Source organism: Bradyrhizobium sp. STM 3562, assembly GCF_045571435.1.
Classification (GTDB): domain Bacteria; phylum Pseudomonadota; class Alphaproteobacteria; order Rhizobiales; family Xanthobacteraceae; genus Bradyrhizobium.
In genome coordinates this window covers 7283001-7299783 of sequence record NZ_CP120694.1, presented here as the reverse complement: position 1 = coordinate 7299783, position 16783 = coordinate 7283001, and the positions used below count along the sequence as shown (strand labels likewise).

Genomic DNA, 16783 nt, shown 5'->3' with positions numbered 1-16783 from the left:
ACGGCACATCATGGGCGTGCTTCGGATGAGGGTCGTTAATCCATGAATCCCGCGCAAAAGGCGCTCTGGTACATCGAGAGCCACCTTTCAGCGCCGCTGACGCTGGAGGAGATTGCTTCCGTGGCGGGGGTCTCGCGCTTCCACATGGTGCGGGCGTTTGCCGCCGCAACCGGCTTTTCGGTGATGCGCTATGTGCGTGCCAGGCGCCTCAGCGAGGCGGCGCGTGCGCTCGCCCGCGGCGCGCCTGACATTCTCACCCTCGCGCTGGACGCGGACTACGGCTCTCACGAAGCGTTCACCCGCGCGTTCCGCGACCATTTCGGTGTGACGCCGGAAGCGGTCAGAGCGGCGACGTGCCTCGACCATCTCAAGCTTCAGGAGCCGATCCTCATGGATTCCACCGCGCTCGACACGCTCGCCCCGCCGCGCTTTGAAACAGCCAGGGCCTTTCTCGTCGCCGGCGTCGGCGACCGCTTCACCCACGAAAATGGTGCCGGCATTCCGCTGCTCTGGCAACGCTATCACCGCGAGGTCGAGGACATCCCCAACCGGGTGGGGCAGGTCGCTTACGGCGTCTGCTGCAATGGCGACGATGCCGGAAATTTCGATTACATCGCCGGCGCCGAAGTGGCCGACTTTTCCGACCTGCCGCGCGCGTTCAGCCGTGTACGGATCCCCGAGCATAAATATGCCGTGTTCACCCACCGCGACCACGTCGCCTCGGTCCGCCGTACGTTCAACACCATCTGGAATCAATGGCTGCCACAATCGGGCTTCAGGATTGCCGATGCGCCCGTCTTCGAGCGCTATGACGAGAAATTCGATCCGTCGACCGGAAATGGCGGCTTCGAGATCTGGCTGCCGATCGAGGCCTGACCAGGCGCCTTGCGTGAACTCTGACGCGGACTTGATCCGGGCGAGCAGCGGTTCGCGTCAAGAAAACGGCCCGGACCTCAAGCCGCGCTGCAGCGCTGCCGTGCGCCGGCCGTGGGCCGCGCTTGCTTGGCAAGCGCTGATGACTTTGCCATAACGTTGCGCAACGAATGTTGCGCGTGCGGGATCAAGCTTTGGAATCCGCCTGCAGCTCAAATATCAAGCGGGAGGTTTTCCGATGTCGAATATCCGTGTACTGGCCACCGATCTCGAATTTCCGGAAGGGCCGGTGGCGATGCCGGACGGCAGCGTGCTGCTCGTTGAAATCCGCGGCCAGAGGTTGACCAGGGTTTGGCCGGACGGGCGCAAGGAGATCGTTGCGAAGATTCCCGGCGGCCCCAATGGCGCGGCGATCGGGCCCGACGGCAAGTGCTACATCTGCAACAATGGCGGCTTCTCCTGGATTCCCACCCGCAACACCATCATGCCGGGGCCGCAGCCGGACGACTACATCGGCGGTTCGATCCAGCGTGTGGACCTGCAGAGCGGCACGGTCGAGACGGTCGTCGACAGATGCGGCGAGCATCCGCTGCGGGGGCCGAACGACCTGGTGTTCGACAGGCATGGCGGCCTGTGGTTCTCGGATCTCGGCAAGCGACGCGCGCGCGAGATGGATGTCGGAGCCTTCTATTACATCAAGCCCGGCATGAAAGAGATCGTCGAAGGCGTGTTCGGCATGCTGCCGGCCAATGGCATCGGCCTGTCGCCGGACGAGAACACCGCTTACATCGCGGAGACGCCGACGGCGCGGCTGTGGGCCTATGATCTGTCGGAGCCGGGCACGGTTCGCCCGCGCGATGTGATCTATCGTGGTGAGCGGGGCAAACCGATCGCGGGGCTCGGCGGCTATCAGATGTTCGACTCGCTCGCGGTGGAGGCGAACGGCAATGTCTGCGTCGCCACCCTGGTCTCGGGCTGCATTTCGGTGATCGCGCCCGACGGGTCGCTGGTTGAGCAGGTGCCGACCGGTGATCGCGTGACGACGAATATCTGCTTCGGCGGGCCGGAGCTGAAGACCGCCTACATCACGCTCTCAGGCAAGGGCGAGCTGATCGCGATGGACTGGCCGCGTCCCGGCCTGCCGCTGAATTTTTTGAATAAGTGAAAGTTGCTTGCCGCCGTCATTCCGGGGCGATGCCAAGCATCGAACTCTGATGTGCAATTGCACATCTGAGAATCTCGAGATTCCGGGTTCGCGTGTTAGCGCGCCCCGGAATGACGGGGTCCCGACTACGCAATTGCCTCGCTGCCAAGCAGAGTGAAAGGAACGACGAATGCCCTGGCTTGAACCGGTCACCTTACGTGGCGAGCATGCGCGCCTTGAGCCGTTGTCACCGGCGCACCGCGAGGGACTTGTCGAGGCCGTGCGAGATGGCGAACTCTGGAAGCTCTGGTACACCTCGGTGCCGAAGCCCGAGGACATGGCGAAGGAGATCGATCGCCGTCTCGGCCTGCAGGCTGCCGGCTCGATGCTCCCGTTCACGGTCTTCGACGCGGATGGCCGCATCGCCGGCATGAGCACCTACATGAACGTCGATGCCGCCAACCGCCGGGTCGAGATCGGTTCCACCTGGTACGCCAAGCGCGTGCAGCGCACACCTCTCAATACCAACTGCAAATTGCTGCTGTTGACGCATGCCTTTGAGAGCCTTGATTGCATTGCGGTAGAGTTCCGGACGCACTTCTTCAATCATCAGAGCCGCCGCGCGATCGAACGATTGGGCGCCAAGCAGGACGGTATTTTGCGCAGCCACCAGGTTGCGCCGAACGGCACGCTGCGCGACACTGTGGTCTTCAGCATCATCGCGTCCGAATGGCCGACGGTGAAGGCTCATTTGACGTATCAACTCAATGACAAGCCGCGTTAACGCGGTGAAAGCAAGGCGATGGAAACGTTCGATTATGTGATCGTGGGCGCGGGCTCCGCCGGCTGCGTGCTCGCTTACCGGCTCAGCGAAGATCCAAACACATCCGTCTGCGTGCTGGAGGCAGGTCCGCGGGACTGGCATCCCTACATCCATCTGCCGGCCGGCTTCATCAAGACGTTTCACATGCGAAGCGTCAATTGGGCCTATCAGCAGGAGCCCGGGCCCTATACCGGCGGCCGTAGCATCTACGCGCCGCGCGGCAAGACGCTGGGCGGCTCGTCCTCCATCAACGGCCATATCTACAACCGCGGCCAGCGCCAGGACTTCGACACCTGGGCGCAGATGGGCAACCGCGGCTGGAGCTATTCGGACGTCCTGCCTTATTTCAAGCGGCTCGAGAAACGGGTCGGCGAGGGCGAGGACGAATATCGCGGACGCGAGGGCAATCTCACCGTCACCACCATGGACTGGAAGGACACGCTGTGCGAGGCGTTCATGGCGGGCGCGATCAGTCTCGGCATCCCGCGCAACGCGGATTACAACGGCGCGATCCAGGAAGGCGTCTCCTACGCCCAACGCACGATTTTCAAAGGCCGCCGCGTCAGCGCGGCGACGGCGTTTCTGCATCCCGCACGCAAGCGGCCGAACGTTCATGTGCGCACCCATGCGCATGCGACGGAGATCATCTTCGAGGGCAAGCGCGCGGTCGGCGTTCGCTATGTGAAGGGCGGCCGGGGCGGGGCGGCTTGCGAGGTGCGCGCGAACAAGGAAGTGATCCTTGCGGGCGGCGCCTACAACTCGCCGCAGCTTCTGCAATTGTCCGGCGTCGGCGCGCCCGAACTCCTGCAGTCGCTCGGCATTCCGGTGCGCCACGCGCTGCCGGGCGTCGGGGAGGGGCTGCAGGACCACTACGCGCCGCGCTCGGTCGCGCGGGTGAAGAACATCAGGACCATCAATGAACTGCGCCGCGGCTGGCATCTCTGGGCCGAAGCATTGAAATGGGTCACCACAAGGAAGGGCCTGCTCTCCCTGTCGCCCACCATGGTCTATTGCTTCTGGCACTCCGGCGAGACCACCGAGAGCTCGGACCTGCAGCTCACCTTCACGCCGGCGAGTTACAAGGAGGGCGTGCAGGGCCAGCTCGAGGATGAGCCCGGCATGACGGTCGCCTCCTGGCAGCAGCGCCCGGAGAGCCGCGGCTATGTCCGTGTGCGTTCGGCCGATCCCTTCGATCCGCCGATCATCCAGACCAACTATCTCGCAGCCGAGCTCGATCGTCGCGTCATCGTCGCCGGCATGAAGCTCGCGCGGCGTCTGCTCAAATCCGAGCCGCTCGCGCCCTATTACGCTTACGAGGATTACCCGGGACCGCAAGTGCAGAGCGACGACGAGTTCCTGGCGGCCGCCATCGCGCGCGGCACCACGACCTTTCATCCCGGCTGCACCTGCCGCATGGGACCGGCCGACAGCACCTGGGCGGTGGTCGACGACCAGCTTCGCGTTCACGGCCTGCAAGGCCTGCGCGTGATCGATGCCTCGGTCATGCCGCGCATGATCTCGGCCAACCTCAACGCCTCAACGATGATGATCGCCGACAAGGCGAGCGACCTGATCCGCGGCAGGAGCGCGGCAGGGGCTCCAATGATGAGCAGCGCGGCTGGCTAAGTCCGGTGGTTTGGTTTGGGCTGACGCGAGCTCCCATGTCGCTCCGTCATCCTAAGGCGCCGACGCGAAGCGGCGGCCTCGAAGGATGAATGGCCCGGGAACTGCAGCGGGGCCGTCGCCCTTCGAGGCTCGCTTGCGCGAGCACCTCACTTCGCTGCGTCGGCACCTGCCTTCGCGACTTGGCCATCCTGAACTGACGTCCCGCCAGAGACGCCGATCGCCCCGACAATCTTACCATCCACATTGATGGGAATGCCGCCTTCCAGCGGTGATGCCCCACGGAGCGCCAATGAACGCAAACCGATGCCGCCCTGCGCCACCAGATCCTCGAACACCTTGGTAGGACGCCTGTAGTTGATCGCGCTGAGTGCCTTGTCCTCGGCAGCCATGAGAGAGCCGTATTGGGTGTTGTCGAGCTTGTGCAGCATCACCATGTGGCCCGTGCTGTCGAGGATGACGATGGCCATCGCCCAGTTGTTCTTTACGGCCTCCGCTTCGGCGGCAGCCATGATTTTCTTGGATGCCTCGAGGCTTAGTGGTGCTCCATAAGGTGTTATCGGAGGTGGGGACGGCGCTTGTTGCGCGCTGGCTGTTGCCGTGAGCATCACTGCTACCAAGATGGAGGTGGCTAGCGTCTTGCCCTGCGTCCTCATGTTGTTGTCCTCCTTGAACCTCGCCGCTGAACGAATTGCACAACGGCTTGGTCTTATGCGTCTTTCCATTTGATCGAGCAGCCGATAGACGCCTTTTGGTCAGCCGGCGCCACACCGGTGCTCGCAATCGCACGCATCGCCTCGACAAGCTCGCGGGGCGCCCCCGCGCGAGGCGGGCTTGTGCGGCCTTCGTCGAGCCGGCCGCGATATTTGAGCTTGCGGTCGGCATTGTAACCGAAGAAATCAGGCGTACAGACCGCCCCATACGCCCGTGCGACTGTCTGCGACTCATCGTGAAGATAGGGAAACGGGAAATCGTGAGCCTTCGCGAAACGCTTCATGTTCTCAAACGAGTCTTCGGGATAGCTCGCCGCATCGTTCGAGCAAATCGCCGCAAAGCCTACGCCCTCCGACATCAGCACACGGGCGTCCGCAACCATGCGGTCGATCACCGCTTTGACATAGGGGCAATGGTTGCAGATGAAGACGACGACCGTGCCTTTTTCGCCCGCAACGTCGCCCAGTGCGTAAGTCCTGCCGTCGGTGGCCGGAAGCCGAAATTCCGGCGCCTGCGTATCGAGAACGACTTGTGTAGCTATTGCGGCCATATCGCACCTCCTTGGGCCCAAACATATGCCGAGACCGCCTGCCGGCGCACGACGGCATCCTGGCGCGTCACTGGGCGACGCGCGCCTCCTCCTTCTTGGGCACGTGCCAGATCACGAAATGGTAGTGCGGCACGTCCACTCCGGGATGGCCCGGGTTGAAGTAGAAGCTGACGTGATCGACCGGTCCGCCGCTAGACCCCGCGGCTTCAAGCGTCTTGTGGTCGTCGATGTCCTTCGTCGGGATCATGTACACCGTCGCGACCAGGTGGTCCTTCCGGTCGAAACACAGGAACGGCCCCGTGGGCAAGGTGTCCGGCCTGACGAAAATGATACCCAGTCCAGGAAAGAACTTGGGAAAGTTCACGAGGTCGCTGACCCGCTTGTACCCCTTGCTCTCGGCGATCTCCCGCTGGTTTTCCTTGCTCTCGGCGAGCTTCTTCCGGCTCTCCTTTCTCTCGGCAAGCTTCTTTTTCTCGACCACCTTCTTTTTCTCGACGACCTTTCGCCGACTCGGATGCGGCCGAGCAACGTGAGGTTTCACATGGGCGCGCTCCACCGGGCGGGTCGCGGGCCTCGCGGCCGGAGCCGGAGACGGCGTGGGGGATGGAAACGGCGCGAAAGGGGAGAACGGCGCCTGCTGCGCGCCCCCCGCAGGAGCGGATTGCGCAGCAGCCGGAAGCACGTCGGCGACCGGCGCCAGCGCGACGATCAACGCCGCGCCCAGCATCCGGGCGCGCGCGAAGATGCGTCCGTTTGCGCTCACTTGCCCTGCTGCCGTTCTCGCCATCTGAGGAACTCCTTGAAGAGCCTCTCTTCCTGGCCGGGCGAAACGCGGGTGGGATTCCGCTGGTTGCCGGTGCCGCTGTCGGCGGTGGCCTCTCCGGCCGGTCGGCGGTCGAGCCAGCGCTCCGCGGGCCGGAATCGCTGCCAGCCCGGCAGTTTAGCCGCCAGGTTCACCTCGTGCCATTTCGGATGATGGGCGTCTCCAAGAAATTCGGAGAAGCGCGAAAACAAGCTCTGGGTGAAGGACTCCAGCAGTTCGAACCGCTCGCTTCGCGCCGGCCAGTTGTAGGCGAAAAGAGCGGATTGGATCGCGACCGTGTCGACGCTTTCGCCGTCCGCGATGATGTTGGGATAGTCTGCGTAACGCAGCGTCGACGGCAGGTAATCGCGCTGGAGCGCCTGCGAATAGGGGATCGACAGGAAACGGATGCCCTCGAGCCGCGCGTTGAGGTCCAGCAGGGGCTTGAGCGGTTTCCCCGACAATAGCAGCGCGGCCGATATCTGCCCGCGCTTCATGCCGTCCAGTGCAGCGTTGAGGCCCAGATTCACGGCGTTGATCTTCGCGCCCAGGGCGTCGAGCACCTCGCGCCCCAGCGTGTCTGCGGCGCTGCCGTCCTCGCCCAGACTGACCGTCTTGCCTGCGAGATCCGCGGGGCTTCCGATCTCCGGCCGAACGAGAAGGTGGAACTCCTCGGTGTGAAGGAGGGCGATGTAGACAAGTCTGCGGCGGATGTCCCCAAAGGTCTTTGCGTCGCGGAGCCGTTCAGCCAGAACCACCGGCGCGATTGCCATGTCCGCACCCGCCAGGGAGAGTACGTCCGTTATGTTGCGGGTCCCGCCGGTCCCCACCATGGGCAGCACCCGCAACGCCATCTCGCCGTGAGGACCGGTCTCCTGCCCACTGGCCAGCACGGTTGCGATGTCTTGCACCATAGTGAATTCGGTGCTGTAGGGCGGTCCGGTGACGAAACCGGCCGCATACCGATTCTCGGACGTCTGCTTACTTGGAACGCCCAGGTCGTGCAAAGGCGCGCGCACATTCGCCCGTCCGCCCACCGAGTAGGATGGCCCCGATTGCGCGGGCGCCCCGATTTCTGCGCCGAACAAGACCGCGGCAACGACCACAGCGAAGAAGCCGACCCGAGCCGGTCCGCATCTTCCCGTTTCAAAGCTGCGCCGGCAACCGGCCCTTTCCTGGCGTGACATGCTCTCACCGTCAGGGGAATGCTTGAGCCGACTGGTCGTGATCCGCCGTAGCCGAGGCACGACCGGGCGGAATGAAATCGTCGCGCCCCCTCCAACGTACCCGGAGGGAGGATGTTCCATATGGGTGGCGAACTTGACCCCATTCGGGAAGACCGGTCGCGGCAGGAATGGGCTCTCGAAGCGGGCTTGATCGTGCAGCCAGTTGCGCCGGCTAGAATGCCATTCGGGCCAGATGATAGATCGGCATGGCCTTGCTGACGCCCTTGAGTTGCGCCTCGCTCTTTGCCACCGGGTATGGCGCAATGATTTCCGCCACAGCCGGCGCGCCGTGAACCTCTTCGGTGATACAAATCTCATCGCCATCGGCAAGGCTTTGCACCCGCGCCGCGATATTCACCGTCTGGCCAAAATAATCGAGCCGCTCGTTGAGCGTGACCGCGATCGAGGCTCCCCGATGCACGCCGATTTTTAGAATGAAATCCCGCTGCGGGCGGTCCCGATTGAGCTGATCCACGGCCTCGCGCATATCAAGCGCCGCCTGCACCGCATCGGCCGAAGTCGAAAACGCCGCCATCACGGCGTCACCAATCGTCTTGGTGACGGCGCCATTGTGCCGAACAGTGGCATCGAGAAGATGCTGGAAGTGCCGCTGCACCTGAATGTAGGCGTTAAGGTCGCCGATCCGCTCGTAGAGCGCTGTCGAGCCCTTGAGATCGGTGAATACGAGAGTGACGTCTAGAACCGCAATGCCCTCCGTCGCGCTGATCACCTCTGAGCGGAAGAAGTCGCGAAAGGTCTGCGTCATCAGCAGTCGCTTGCCGGATAAGGATGGCGCGAAGTGAAGCTTCGGGCGCTGAAACGTCGCGGTCGGAAGCTGCAGGATTCCGAATACCGCCGGCAGCTCGCCGGCGTTGCGAACTTCGAACACGACCTTGCCGGGTGCGATATCTGCCGTGGCGGCCACGCACTTGCCGCAGTCGAGTATGACCGGCTCGTGTGGTGGCACAGCCGCCCCCCTTGCGACGGGGAAAAGAAATTGGGCGTCGCTGTCGAAATCCTGGCCCAGGAGCGCGCCTTCGGCGGCATCAACCTCGAGATTGGCCGCAGAACCTGGCTCGATGCGGGTGAGTGCCTTCACCAGCCCTTTGGCAGCCTCGCTCCATGGCACGCCGTCGGGCATGACGCCGCCCGGCGTCATTTTATAATTGAAGACGTAATCCCAGGCCGAAAGCGCCTCCGGCTTATGGAAGCGGATGCTGCGCACGGCGGGCGAAACCGTAAACGTCACCGTGATGTAATCGTCGAGCGCGGCGTCGTAGTCGCTTTGACAGAGGTGGCAGTGGAAATGCGTGTGCAGTTTGCGTAAGGATCGGAAGCTCTCGACAACGTCGGAGCACATCGGACAAACGAGCAGCCAGTCCATGTCGAATAGGCCCACCACACAGGCGTGGAGGAAAAGATCGATCGCTTCAGCTTCGGCAATCGATTTCTCCGTGGCGAACTGGATCGGATTGATGCGGTAAAGTGCCTCGTCCGTGCCCGAGCGCAGCAGCATCTCCAGCCGCGAGACGACGCGCGGACTCCAGGATCTGGCGGCTTCGAGCGCGACCAAGCGCTCTTCGAGCTTTTTTTCGTCGATCATCGCCTTACATCATCGCATTACTCCGCGCTCCGTCAAACCCAAATACACAATTCATGAGCTCGCACTCACAAGCAGTCCGCGCGGCAGGACGTGATAAAGGAGCTCGTGGACGACAAGGACAGGATCAAGGAGGCTGAGAAATCCGGTGTTGATCTGACAAACGCTAAGGTCGACAACGCCTTCGCAGAGATGTGCTCTCGAATGCACGTTGCGCCGGAACAGTTGACTAGATCTTTGGAAGGTGGGGGCATCCGGCTCGACACCCTCAAAAATCATATCAAGGCCGACATGGCCCGAGCGAGCCTGGCCCGGCTGCGCTACTATAAATTTCAAGATCCTCCGCTCTTCCGGTAACGACCTCGTGCCTCGCGGCCGGATGGGTTGCACCAAAGGCGGAGAAGCGCTGGCGCCCGACTTCCGGCCGCTACCCGCGCTTCCGGTCTTGATCGCCCGCGATGGTTGTCATCCTGGCCGCCCCCTGAAGACGTTCGGAGACGGACATGGATGAAGCTCGCCCAACACCCCCGCGCAAGCGGCAGTCGCGACCGGCCGGCGCGGGGCATCCTACCTGGCTCTCTGCTCAATCTGCTGCTGGATCATCTCATTCAACTTCCCGCGGATGCGTTCGACGTCGATGCTTCCAGCCAATTCCTTCCGCTCCTTCATGACATAGCCCGTCGCCTTGACGAAGGCCTTAAACTGTCGGTTTGTCACGGGCGTCCGGTCGATCCAGAAACCGTCGACCGAAACGCGATGGCAAGGGGCTTCCTCGGGATAATGATGGTCGGAGCCGATGCGGAACGTGCCGCCCAAGCCATTTCGGAGGTGTCGGCCTCACTGTCCTGTTCGACCCGCTCGGTCTCCCGCTGCGACATCGTGATTTGGCCCCCGCGCGTTGCGTCGCTATTGCGGGGAGTAATTAATGGCTATCGCGGCAGGACGCTTTGGGGGGACGAAATCAGGCATTTCGGTTGCTCCGGTTCTTAGCAAGTGTTGTTTTGAATAGCCGCGCTCGTCCGGCCCACGAAAAACGCGTGCCCTCAAGGCGCTCAAGCCGGCCCGAGAAATCAGGCAGGCAATAGTTTGGGCCTTTCTACAGTCTCTGGAGTTCGGTCCGTCGGATCCGTTCTTGCGATCGGCGCTTACGCGCGGCGGATCAACTCAGCCGATATTCCGGCTTGTCGCATGATCACCTTCACTTTCCGCGATCACTCGATCGCTTTGAAGGAAACGTTCCACTCGACGTTTGATCCGTCTGACAGGGCGATTACGTTAGGTAGAAAATTGAGAATTGGCAAGTATCGCGAGACCCGGTGCGGTTGCGGCAAGGCGTCGCCGACACCCAGAAAAATAAGCTCAAATGCACGCGGCCTCGAACTTGCTACGCATCGACCGACGTCGCTCCGGAAGGCCAGCCGATATCTGCAACGGGTCAAACCCGCCGTTCGAAAGATCGTCCGGCTGCTTCCGCTATCGCCGAAAGCAAACGTCGGCTTGTGACACGCCTTCCGGGCACACCATTTTGCTGGCATATTTGGTGGATCGCCCGACATAGGCCCTTTTCGATGCTTCGGTGCGACTGCGAGTAGGCGTACGAAACGCGACATTGGGCCCCAAAACGACAAGCGCGATCTCAAAGCGAGGTGGGGTGGGAAATGGCCAAAGCATCACCAGACAAGCGCATCAACAGGCGTATCATCTTGAAGGCCGGGACGGCGCTTGCCGCGGCAGGTCCGGCACTTTTGCGCAGGGGACATGCCGAAGCGCAGCCGCGAGCCGACCGTAAAACGGCGCTGTTCGCCTATGTCGGCGCCTTCACCACGGCGGAACGCAAGGGGCATGGTGGCGGCATCAACGTCTATCGGGTGGACCCGACCTCGGGCGTCTGGACCCACGAACAGCTCCTTGAGACCGTCAATCCCTCGTTCCTGACGCTCGATCGGGCGCAGCGTTTTCTTTATGCGGTGCATGCCGACCTCGACGAGGTCAGCGCGTACGCGATCGACAAGCAAAGCGGGCGCATAACGGCGCTGAACCGGCAGTCCTGCGGTGGAAAGAACCCGGTGCACCTGTCGATCGATCCAACGGGCCGCTGGATCGTCACCGCCAATTACGGCGCCGGGTCCGTCGGCGTGGTGCCGATCGAGAAGGACGGAAGTTTGGGGCCGCGCAGCGATCTGGTGAACCTGCTCGGCGAACCAGGTCCGGATCGCAAACAGCAGGCCAGCTCGCATCCCCACGATGTTGTTTTTGATCCGAGCGGCCGGTTCATCGCCGTGCCCGACAAGGGGCTTGACCGGATCTTTGTCTTTCGCCTCGACGCGACGAGTGGAAAACTCGTAACGGCCGACCCACCCTTCGTCGCCACGCGCGCTGGCGCGGGCCCCAGGCACATCGCGTTTCATCCGCAGATGCCATTTGCATATGTCATCAACGAACTCAGTTCGAGCGTCGTCACCTACCGCTTCGATCCGCAGCGGGGTGCCTTGCAGCCGATCCAGATCCTGCCGTCGCTGCCGGCGAGCTACACCGGCAACAACACCGGCGCCGAGATCGTCGTCGCGCCCTCCGGCCGCATCGTGTACGCTTCGAACCGCGGATACGACAGCATCGCGATTTTTGCGGTCGATCGGCGCGAGGGGACCCTGACACCGGTGGGCTGGGCGCCGACCCACGCGAAATCCCCCCGCTTTTTTTGCCTCGATCCGGCAGGCGAAATCCTCTATGCAGCCAACGCCGACGAGGGCTTCAGCGTTGAGCAGAACACCGACACCATCGTGGCGTTCAGGATCAACCAGGCGGACGGGACGCTGACGCCAACCGGCCAGGTCATCAAGACCAGCAGCCCGTGCACGATCGTCTTCGCCGTCGCGTAGCCCCGAGCGTGCCGCCCCAAGTCCGCTTTTGGGCCAAAAGCGCGGCTTAGAGCAGTCGCCGAGCTGAGCGAATCGGAGGGCGCGCGGGCTCCGCAGTCACTGCGAGCCAATGGGTCCGCGCGAAGCGCGGCCCGATGACAGGCTCCGCGAGGCAATCCAGACTTTGTCCGCGGATACAGTTTTTCCGATCTATGTTCGTCAGGTCGCCTGATCCTAAATTGATAGACGGAGCCTAGATGGATCCACGGCGCCAAAATGCGGGCGGGAGACAGACTATGAGCGACTGGCTTCACAATCTTCCAGTGATATGGATGGCACTCGTTGTCTTCGGCGCCACCTATCTCCTTGCGGTCCTGGTACAGACAATCGTCGGGATGCTGGCGACCGGCGAACGTGTGCGCGCCTTCAAGGCTGTCTCGCCGGGAATGCTCCCGCCGCTGGGCATCATCTTCGGCCTCTTTGTGGCGTTTACAGCGGCGCAGGTCTGGAGTGACAACGATCACGCAAGTGCTGCAGTGAATCGCGAGGCCAGCGCCCTGAAATCAGCTTTGGTTCTTGCGGCTGTCTTTCCGGGAGAGCCGGAGGCGCACCTGCGAAGCCTCATTCAGCGTCACATTGAAGAGACCGCCAACAAGGAATGGCCGATGATGGTTCGGCATGTGGCTACACTGAGCATCAGCCCTGCACCGCTCACCGAAGCCCTCCAGCAAACACTTGCCTTGTCGCCGAACAACCCAGGTCAGCAAATTGCACAACGCGAGATCGCGATGTCGCTTGAAAATGCATTGGAAGCGCGCCGCCAGCGCATTCTGGTCAGCCGATCTCATGTCAATCTGACAAAATGGGCTTGTCTTTTCCTGCAGGCGGCCTGCGCGCTGCTCGCGATTGCGGTCGTCCACAGCGACAACCGGCTCGCCTCGGCGATCAGTATGGGAGCTTTCGCGACTGGCGTTGCCGCATCCGTCCTTCTGATCTTGGCCCACGACGAACCATTTATAGGGCAGGTCTCGGTCGGGCCTCAGCCGCTGCTCCAGGTCATGCCCGGCCTGGCGGGTGGTTGATGCGGGCGCAGCAACCGCGATTTCGAAAAGACGCGCTTCGATCGATCTCAAGCCTCCGGCCGCCGCGGCGTTGACGCCGGGTAGCGGGCATAGAGCGTGTCGACGCGGTCCCGCCACATCGCCACGAACGCGCCCGAGGTCAGGCGATCGACCGATTTCCATTCGCGTTTGACCGCCGGCAGCGTGTTGCCCCAGATGGCGCGCTTGCACCATCGCTCGCCCTTCGCCATGCCCTCGCGGGTCGCGCACATCGACTTCCAGGCAATCTGCTGCGGATGGCTGAGGTGTTCAGCGGCTCCCTCCCAGCCCTGCTGGTGGATCAGATAGAGATTGGCGAACGTCAGCTCCATATGCGTTATTGCCTCGAATAGCGCAGCCTCGCTGATGAACTTGTAGGCGGCAGCGATCGCGTTGTCGCGAGGATTGAGGATGTCGCCCGACCCGTATTGGCTGAACTCAGACCTGCTGAGCTGGAACAGACCGATATAGGAGCCGGTGCGGTCCTTAGGGTTGAAATCGGATTCGATTTTGGCGACCGCCTTCATGAAGTTGGCATCGACACCGAACGCTTTGGCCGCACGTTCGATCTCCTGGACGGGCGTTCCGAGCGGAACGTCGCGCAAGGCGGCCAAGGCGATCTTCGCGGGTTTCTCCGGCGGCGGAGTTTCCGAGTAGACGTAGTATTTCAGGTATCGCAGTTCGCCTTCGTCCGGATTGAGCGAAACAGCGGGCGGAGCGTCCTGCTGTGACCTTGCTTCGTTCTCGGGTGGCGCAGCGTCAACGCTGCCAGGGGGCTGCAACATTCGCCCTTGTTGCAGCGAACGGGTCACATCGGACGGCATCACCGCGTCCGGCGCCGCGTCGCTGAATTCTGCCGCAACAATCGCGTTAGCCGATGATCTTGTATCGAATTTCGCCTCGATGACCGCGGCCGGCGATGCTGCGCGGACGCTCGTCTGGGCCGTGGTCCCGTTCAGCGGGATAGCGCTGAATGCATCGGCAACCCTCGCATTCGGCGTTGTGATGCTCGGGCGCGATGACGCGATCTGATCGATCGCGGCAAGCGAAGTCGCGGCGGACTCGGCGATTGGTTCCGGCTCTGACACCGCCCTCGGGTCGGTTGTCGTCACCACTGCGGCGGGCGCCGCCGTATCGGCGCTATCGACAGCGACGTTGGCCAACACGGTTGTCTGCGGGGGCTCCGCGACCTCGGCGTCGGCAGTGAGAGATGGCGGGGCACGGTCGACGATTGGCGCTGCAGCGGTGTCTTCGATGCCGCCCGAACCGAAGGCAGCGACCCAGGCGACAGCGCAACCCGCGAGAACTACGGTTAGCGCTGGCACTATCGCCAATCGCCGCGGGTTCATGATCGTAGCCTCCCCACGCTCCGCCTGAGCCGGATTGAACCGCCAAGCATGCGGCGCCGCTGAACCCTGCGATCACGATATGACCGTCCAAGGGCGGAAAACTGCAGGTCATCGATTTTTTCAAGCGGTGTTGCTTGAATGCAACTCGCAACCGCGAGCGAGCTGTTGCGCATCCTCGGACGGAAGCATGCAGGGGGAGTTTCGGACGCGCGATCACGCTGGCGTTGAGTTATCACGCTACCAGTCTGAGGTGCCTTTTTCACGAGCGGGCAGCTACCCCGCCGCTGTCTCACTCAAGCAACCGGCGAAGCTCGTCGCTGCATAAGCCGTTCAATCACTCGCCCGCGGCGGCGAGGTCAAGCCGGCGCCGATCTCGCCGCCGCCAGGATCGACGCGAAGCTCCGCATGGCGAGGTGACAAATGGAACTCTCACCCCTCCGAGCTGCCGGACGCTTGACTCGCAAAAGCGCGAAGTCGGCTTTGGGGCCAGAAGGTGACGGTAGTGAGGCCGCCGCTCAGCCTTCCGGCTCTGACTGCGGTTGCGTGTACCGCTCCACCATTCCGGCTAAGCGGCTGCTTCGGTTCCTCTTGCCAGATATGCCACGTCAAATCTCCGAAAGCAGAAGCCGAAGATTCCACCTAATACTGCGCCAGCGGTTGCGCTCGCGACGACGAAATGAATGTGGTTTTGCGGATGTGCGAAGACGATCAATTGAGTGGCGAGCTTCGCGCACGTTTTCAACCAGAACGAAGTCGGACCAGCTATTCACTCGAAAATAGAAGCATGTTTGCACCAGCCATTTTGGTAGGACCGAAGGAACAGCACTCGATCGATGTGTGCTAGGCTCTTTCAGGATGCGGTTGGTCAGGCGGGAGAGGAGTATGACGCGACGCGAGTTCATCGCGCTCCTCGGGAGCGCGGCGACAATCCGGCCGCTTGGCGCGCGTGCAGAGCGCTCGCCAGAACGACTCCTCTATTGCACACGCTCGGCTAGGTACCGGCATGAAGTCATACCTCTTTCCAAGGCCATCATGACGGAGCTTGGAAGGAATTCGGGTGCTTTTGAAGTTATTGCCATGGAGGACACGTCTGAATTTTCGCCCGAAGCGCTCAAGCGCTACGCCGCAGTGATGTTCTACACAAGCGGAGAACTTCCGATGAGCGGCGCTGAAAAGGCCGCTCTTCTCGACTTTGTACGGTCGGGCGGTGGATTCCTCGGCGTTCATTCGGCCACGGACACGTTCTATACTTGGTCAGATTATCTTGATCTGATCGGCGGCTACTTTAATGGTCATCCTTGGCATCAGACCGTGAGCATCGAGGTGGTTGATCCCGGCGATCCACTTGTCGCGTTTCTCGGGAATTCGTTGCAAGTCGAGGACGAAATCTACCAAATCAGCGACTTCGACTATCGTGGATCACACGTGTTGTTGCGCCTCGACCAAAGCTCGGTGGACCTCGGCAAGCCGGGGGTGCATCAACGATTTTATGGTTGGCCTCTCGCCTGGACCCGATCTTACGGCCAGGGGCGCGTATTCTATTCTGCGCTTGGGCACGAGGCATCGGTATGGCAGGACGCGCGGTACCAGCGAATCCTCACCGGCGCCATTCTCTGGTCCATGCGAAGGCCGCTCTCGGAGTCGAGATAGCCCGAACCACCGGCACTCGGCGATCGTGATGTTCGGCTCCGGGTCACAAGCCGCGGTCGAGGATCGGGGGAGAGAGGTCCGGTTGCCTGTGACAGCGAACCGGCGCGGGGCTCTGTTGACGGGATGATTCCGGCAGCCACGAAAATTCACCGCCCGTCGGGCGAATCGGTCGCGTTATCTCTCCGGTGACCCGCTCATCCCTACTTTCTCTTGTCCGAGAACTGACGCGGCAGAAATCGGATTCCAGGAGCCGCTTCAAGGCGATCGGGAGTTCAAGACTTCCGCGTAAAAATAATCCGATTTCGTTTTTTCCGAATCTATGATTTAACCGTGCCGTTCCGCGCCGATGAAAGGGGCGTATCGCGATCGTCACGAACGTGGCGCGGAATGCGGTGGACGTGAGTGGCCGACAGACGAGCGGTGCACTTGCGGACGGCGAAGTCGTGTGGTCCTGGCGCGCCCATGCAGGCG

General features: G+C 62.2%; 14 protein-coding genes and 1 pseudogene. 8 read left to right on the top strand and 7 right to left on the bottom strand.

What is annotated here, in order from left to right; translation table 11 throughout:
* Positions 1 to 42: 42 nt before the first annotated feature.
* The 4 genes from P6U23_RS33665 (at position 43) to P6U23_RS33650 (ending at position 4466) form a co-directional block, all read left to right on the top strand.
* Entirely contained in the window at positions 43 to 876 is an 834-nt protein-coding gene (locus P6U23_RS33665; RefSeq protein ID WP_407176631.1) for a GyrI-like domain-containing protein, read from the top strand.
* Positions 877 to 1111: 235 nt separating this feature from the next.
* Complete coding sequence (locus P6U23_RS33660) at positions 1112 to 2038, top strand: SMP-30/gluconolactonase/LRE family protein (protein ID WP_407176630.1); 927 nt, start codon at positions 1112 to 1114, stop codon at positions 2036 to 2038.
* A 169-nt stretch (positions 2039 to 2207) separates the two neighbouring features.
* A complete protein-coding gene (locus P6U23_RS33655; RefSeq protein ID WP_407176629.1) occupies positions 2208 to 2801 on the top strand; it encodes a GNAT family N-acetyltransferase in 594 nt (197 codons plus the stop codon).
* A gap of 18 nt (positions 2802 to 2819) precedes the next feature.
* Positions 2820 to 4466: a GMC family oxidoreductase gene (locus P6U23_RS33650; RefSeq protein WP_407176628.1), complete on the top strand. Its 1647-nt coding sequence runs from the start codon at positions 2820 to 2822 to the stop codon at positions 4464 to 4466.
* 146 nt (positions 4467 to 4612) lie between these two features.
* Here the strand turns inward: P6U23_RS33650 and P6U23_RS33645 are convergent, their stop codons facing one another.
* From P6U23_RS33645 to P6U23_RS33625, 5 genes are all read right to left on the bottom strand, one after another.
* Entirely contained in the window at positions 4613 to 4975 is a 363-nt protein-coding gene (locus P6U23_RS33645; protein WP_407176627.1) for a GlcG/HbpS family heme-binding protein, read from the bottom strand.
* A 197-nt stretch (positions 4976 to 5172) separates the two neighbouring features.
* Complete coding sequence (locus P6U23_RS33640; protein ID WP_407176626.1) at positions 5173 to 5727, bottom strand: thioredoxin family protein; 555 nt, start codon at positions 5725 to 5727, stop codon at positions 5173 to 5175.
* Between the two features lie 67 nt (positions 5728 to 5794).
* Entirely contained in the window at positions 5795 to 6454 is a 660-nt protein-coding gene (locus tag P6U23_RS33635; RefSeq protein ID WP_407176625.1) for a hypothetical protein, read from the bottom strand.
* Positions 6455 to 6486: 32 nt separating this feature from the next.
* On the bottom strand, positions 6487 to 7716 hold the full coding sequence (locus tag P6U23_RS33630) for a TAXI family TRAP transporter solute-binding subunit (RefSeq protein WP_407176624.1): 1230 nt from the start codon (positions 7714 to 7716) through the stop codon (positions 6487 to 6489).
* Positions 7717 to 7927: 211 nt separating this feature from the next.
* Positions 7928 to 9358: a DUF5939 domain-containing protein gene (locus tag P6U23_RS33625; RefSeq protein ID WP_407176623.1), complete on the bottom strand. Its 1431-nt coding sequence runs from the start codon at positions 9356 to 9358 to the stop codon at positions 7928 to 7930.
* Positions 9359 to 9463: 105 nt separating this feature from the next.
* Here P6U23_RS33625 and P6U23_RS33620 point away from each other — a divergent pair, with 105 nt between their 5' ends.
* Entirely contained in the window at positions 9464 to 9712 is a 249-nt protein-coding gene (locus P6U23_RS33620) for a hypothetical protein (protein WP_407176622.1), read from the top strand.
* A gap of 312 nt (positions 9713 to 10024) precedes the next feature.
* Here the strand turns inward: P6U23_RS33620 and P6U23_RS33615 are convergent.
* Positions 10025 to 10168, bottom strand: a pseudogene (locus tag P6U23_RS33615) (formylglycine-generating enzyme family protein); the annotation flags it as partial.
* Between the two features lie 845 nt (positions 10169 to 11013).
* Between P6U23_RS33615 and P6U23_RS33610 the strand changes: the two are divergent.
* Entirely contained in the window at positions 11014 to 12234 is a 1221-nt protein-coding gene (locus P6U23_RS33610; protein ID WP_407176621.1) for a lactonase family protein, read from the top strand.
* Between the two features lie 275 nt (positions 12235 to 12509).
* Positions 12510 to 13295, top strand: coding sequence for a hypothetical protein (locus tag P6U23_RS33605; protein ID WP_407176620.1), 786 nt, complete (start codon positions 12510 to 12512; stop codon positions 13293 to 13295).
* Between the two features lie 47 nt (positions 13296 to 13342).
* On the opposite strand, the gene P6U23_RS33600 is transcribed toward P6U23_RS33605, so the two are convergent.
* The gene (locus tag P6U23_RS33600; protein WP_407176619.1) at positions 13343 to 14662 is read right to left on the bottom strand and encodes a transglycosylase SLT domain-containing protein; all 1320 of its coding nucleotides are present in this window, start codon (positions 14660 to 14662) and stop codon (positions 13343 to 13345) included.
* Positions 14663 to 15544: 882 nt separating this feature from the next.
* Between P6U23_RS33600 and P6U23_RS33595 the strand changes: the two genes are divergently transcribed.
* Positions 15545 to 16312 carry a ThuA domain-containing protein gene (locus P6U23_RS33595; RefSeq protein WP_407176618.1) on the top strand — a complete coding sequence of 256 codons (768 nt, stop codon included), beginning with the start codon at positions 15545 to 15547 and terminating at the stop codon, positions 16310 to 16312.
* The last annotated feature ends 471 nt before the right edge of the window (positions 16313 to 16783 follow it).

Coding starts and splice junctions, on each gene's coding strand:
- P6U23_RS33665 (WP_407176631.1), top strand. CDS start 43: ATGAATCCCGCGCAAAAGGCGCTCTGGTACATCGAGAGCCACCTTTCA.
- P6U23_RS33660 (WP_407176630.1), top strand. CDS start 1,112: ATGTCGAATATCCGTGTACTGGCCACCGATCTCGAATTTCCGGAAGGG.
- P6U23_RS33655 (WP_407176629.1), top strand. CDS start 2,208: ATGCCCTGGCTTGAACCGGTCACCTTACGTGGCGAGCATGCGCGCCTT.
- P6U23_RS33650 (WP_407176628.1), top strand. CDS start 2,820: ATGGAAACGTTCGATTATGTGATCGTGGGCGCGGGCTCCGCCGGCTGC.
- P6U23_RS33645 (WP_407176627.1), bottom strand. CDS start 4,975: ATGGCTGCCGCCGAAGCGGAGGCCGTAAAGAACAACTGGGCGATGGCC.
- P6U23_RS33640 (WP_407176626.1), bottom strand. CDS start 5,727: ATGGCCGCAATAGCTACACAAGTCGTTCTCGATACGCAGGCGCCGGAA.
- P6U23_RS33635 (WP_407176625.1), bottom strand. CDS start 6,454: ATGCTGGGCGCGGCGTTGATCGTCGCGCTGGCGCCGGTCGCCGACGTG.
- P6U23_RS33630 (WP_407176624.1), bottom strand. CDS start 7,716: ATGTCACGCCAGGAAAGGGCCGGTTGCCGGCGCAGCTTTGAAACGGGA.
- P6U23_RS33625 (WP_407176623.1), bottom strand. CDS start 9,358: ATGATCGACGAAAAAAAGCTCGAAGAGCGCTTGGTCGCGCTCGAAGCC.
- P6U23_RS33610 (WP_407176621.1), top strand. CDS start 11,014: ATGGCCAAAGCATCACCAGACAAGCGCATCAACAGGCGTATCATCTTG.
- P6U23_RS33605 (WP_407176620.1), top strand. CDS start 12,510: ATGAGCGACTGGCTTCACAATCTTCCAGTGATATGGATGGCACTCGTT.
- P6U23_RS33600 (WP_407176619.1), bottom strand. CDS start 14,662: ATGAACCCGCGGCGATTGGCGATAGTGCCAGCGCTAACCGTAGTTCTC.
- P6U23_RS33595 (WP_407176618.1), top strand. CDS start 15,545: ATGACGCGACGCGAGTTCATCGCGCTCCTCGGGAGCGCGGCGACAATC.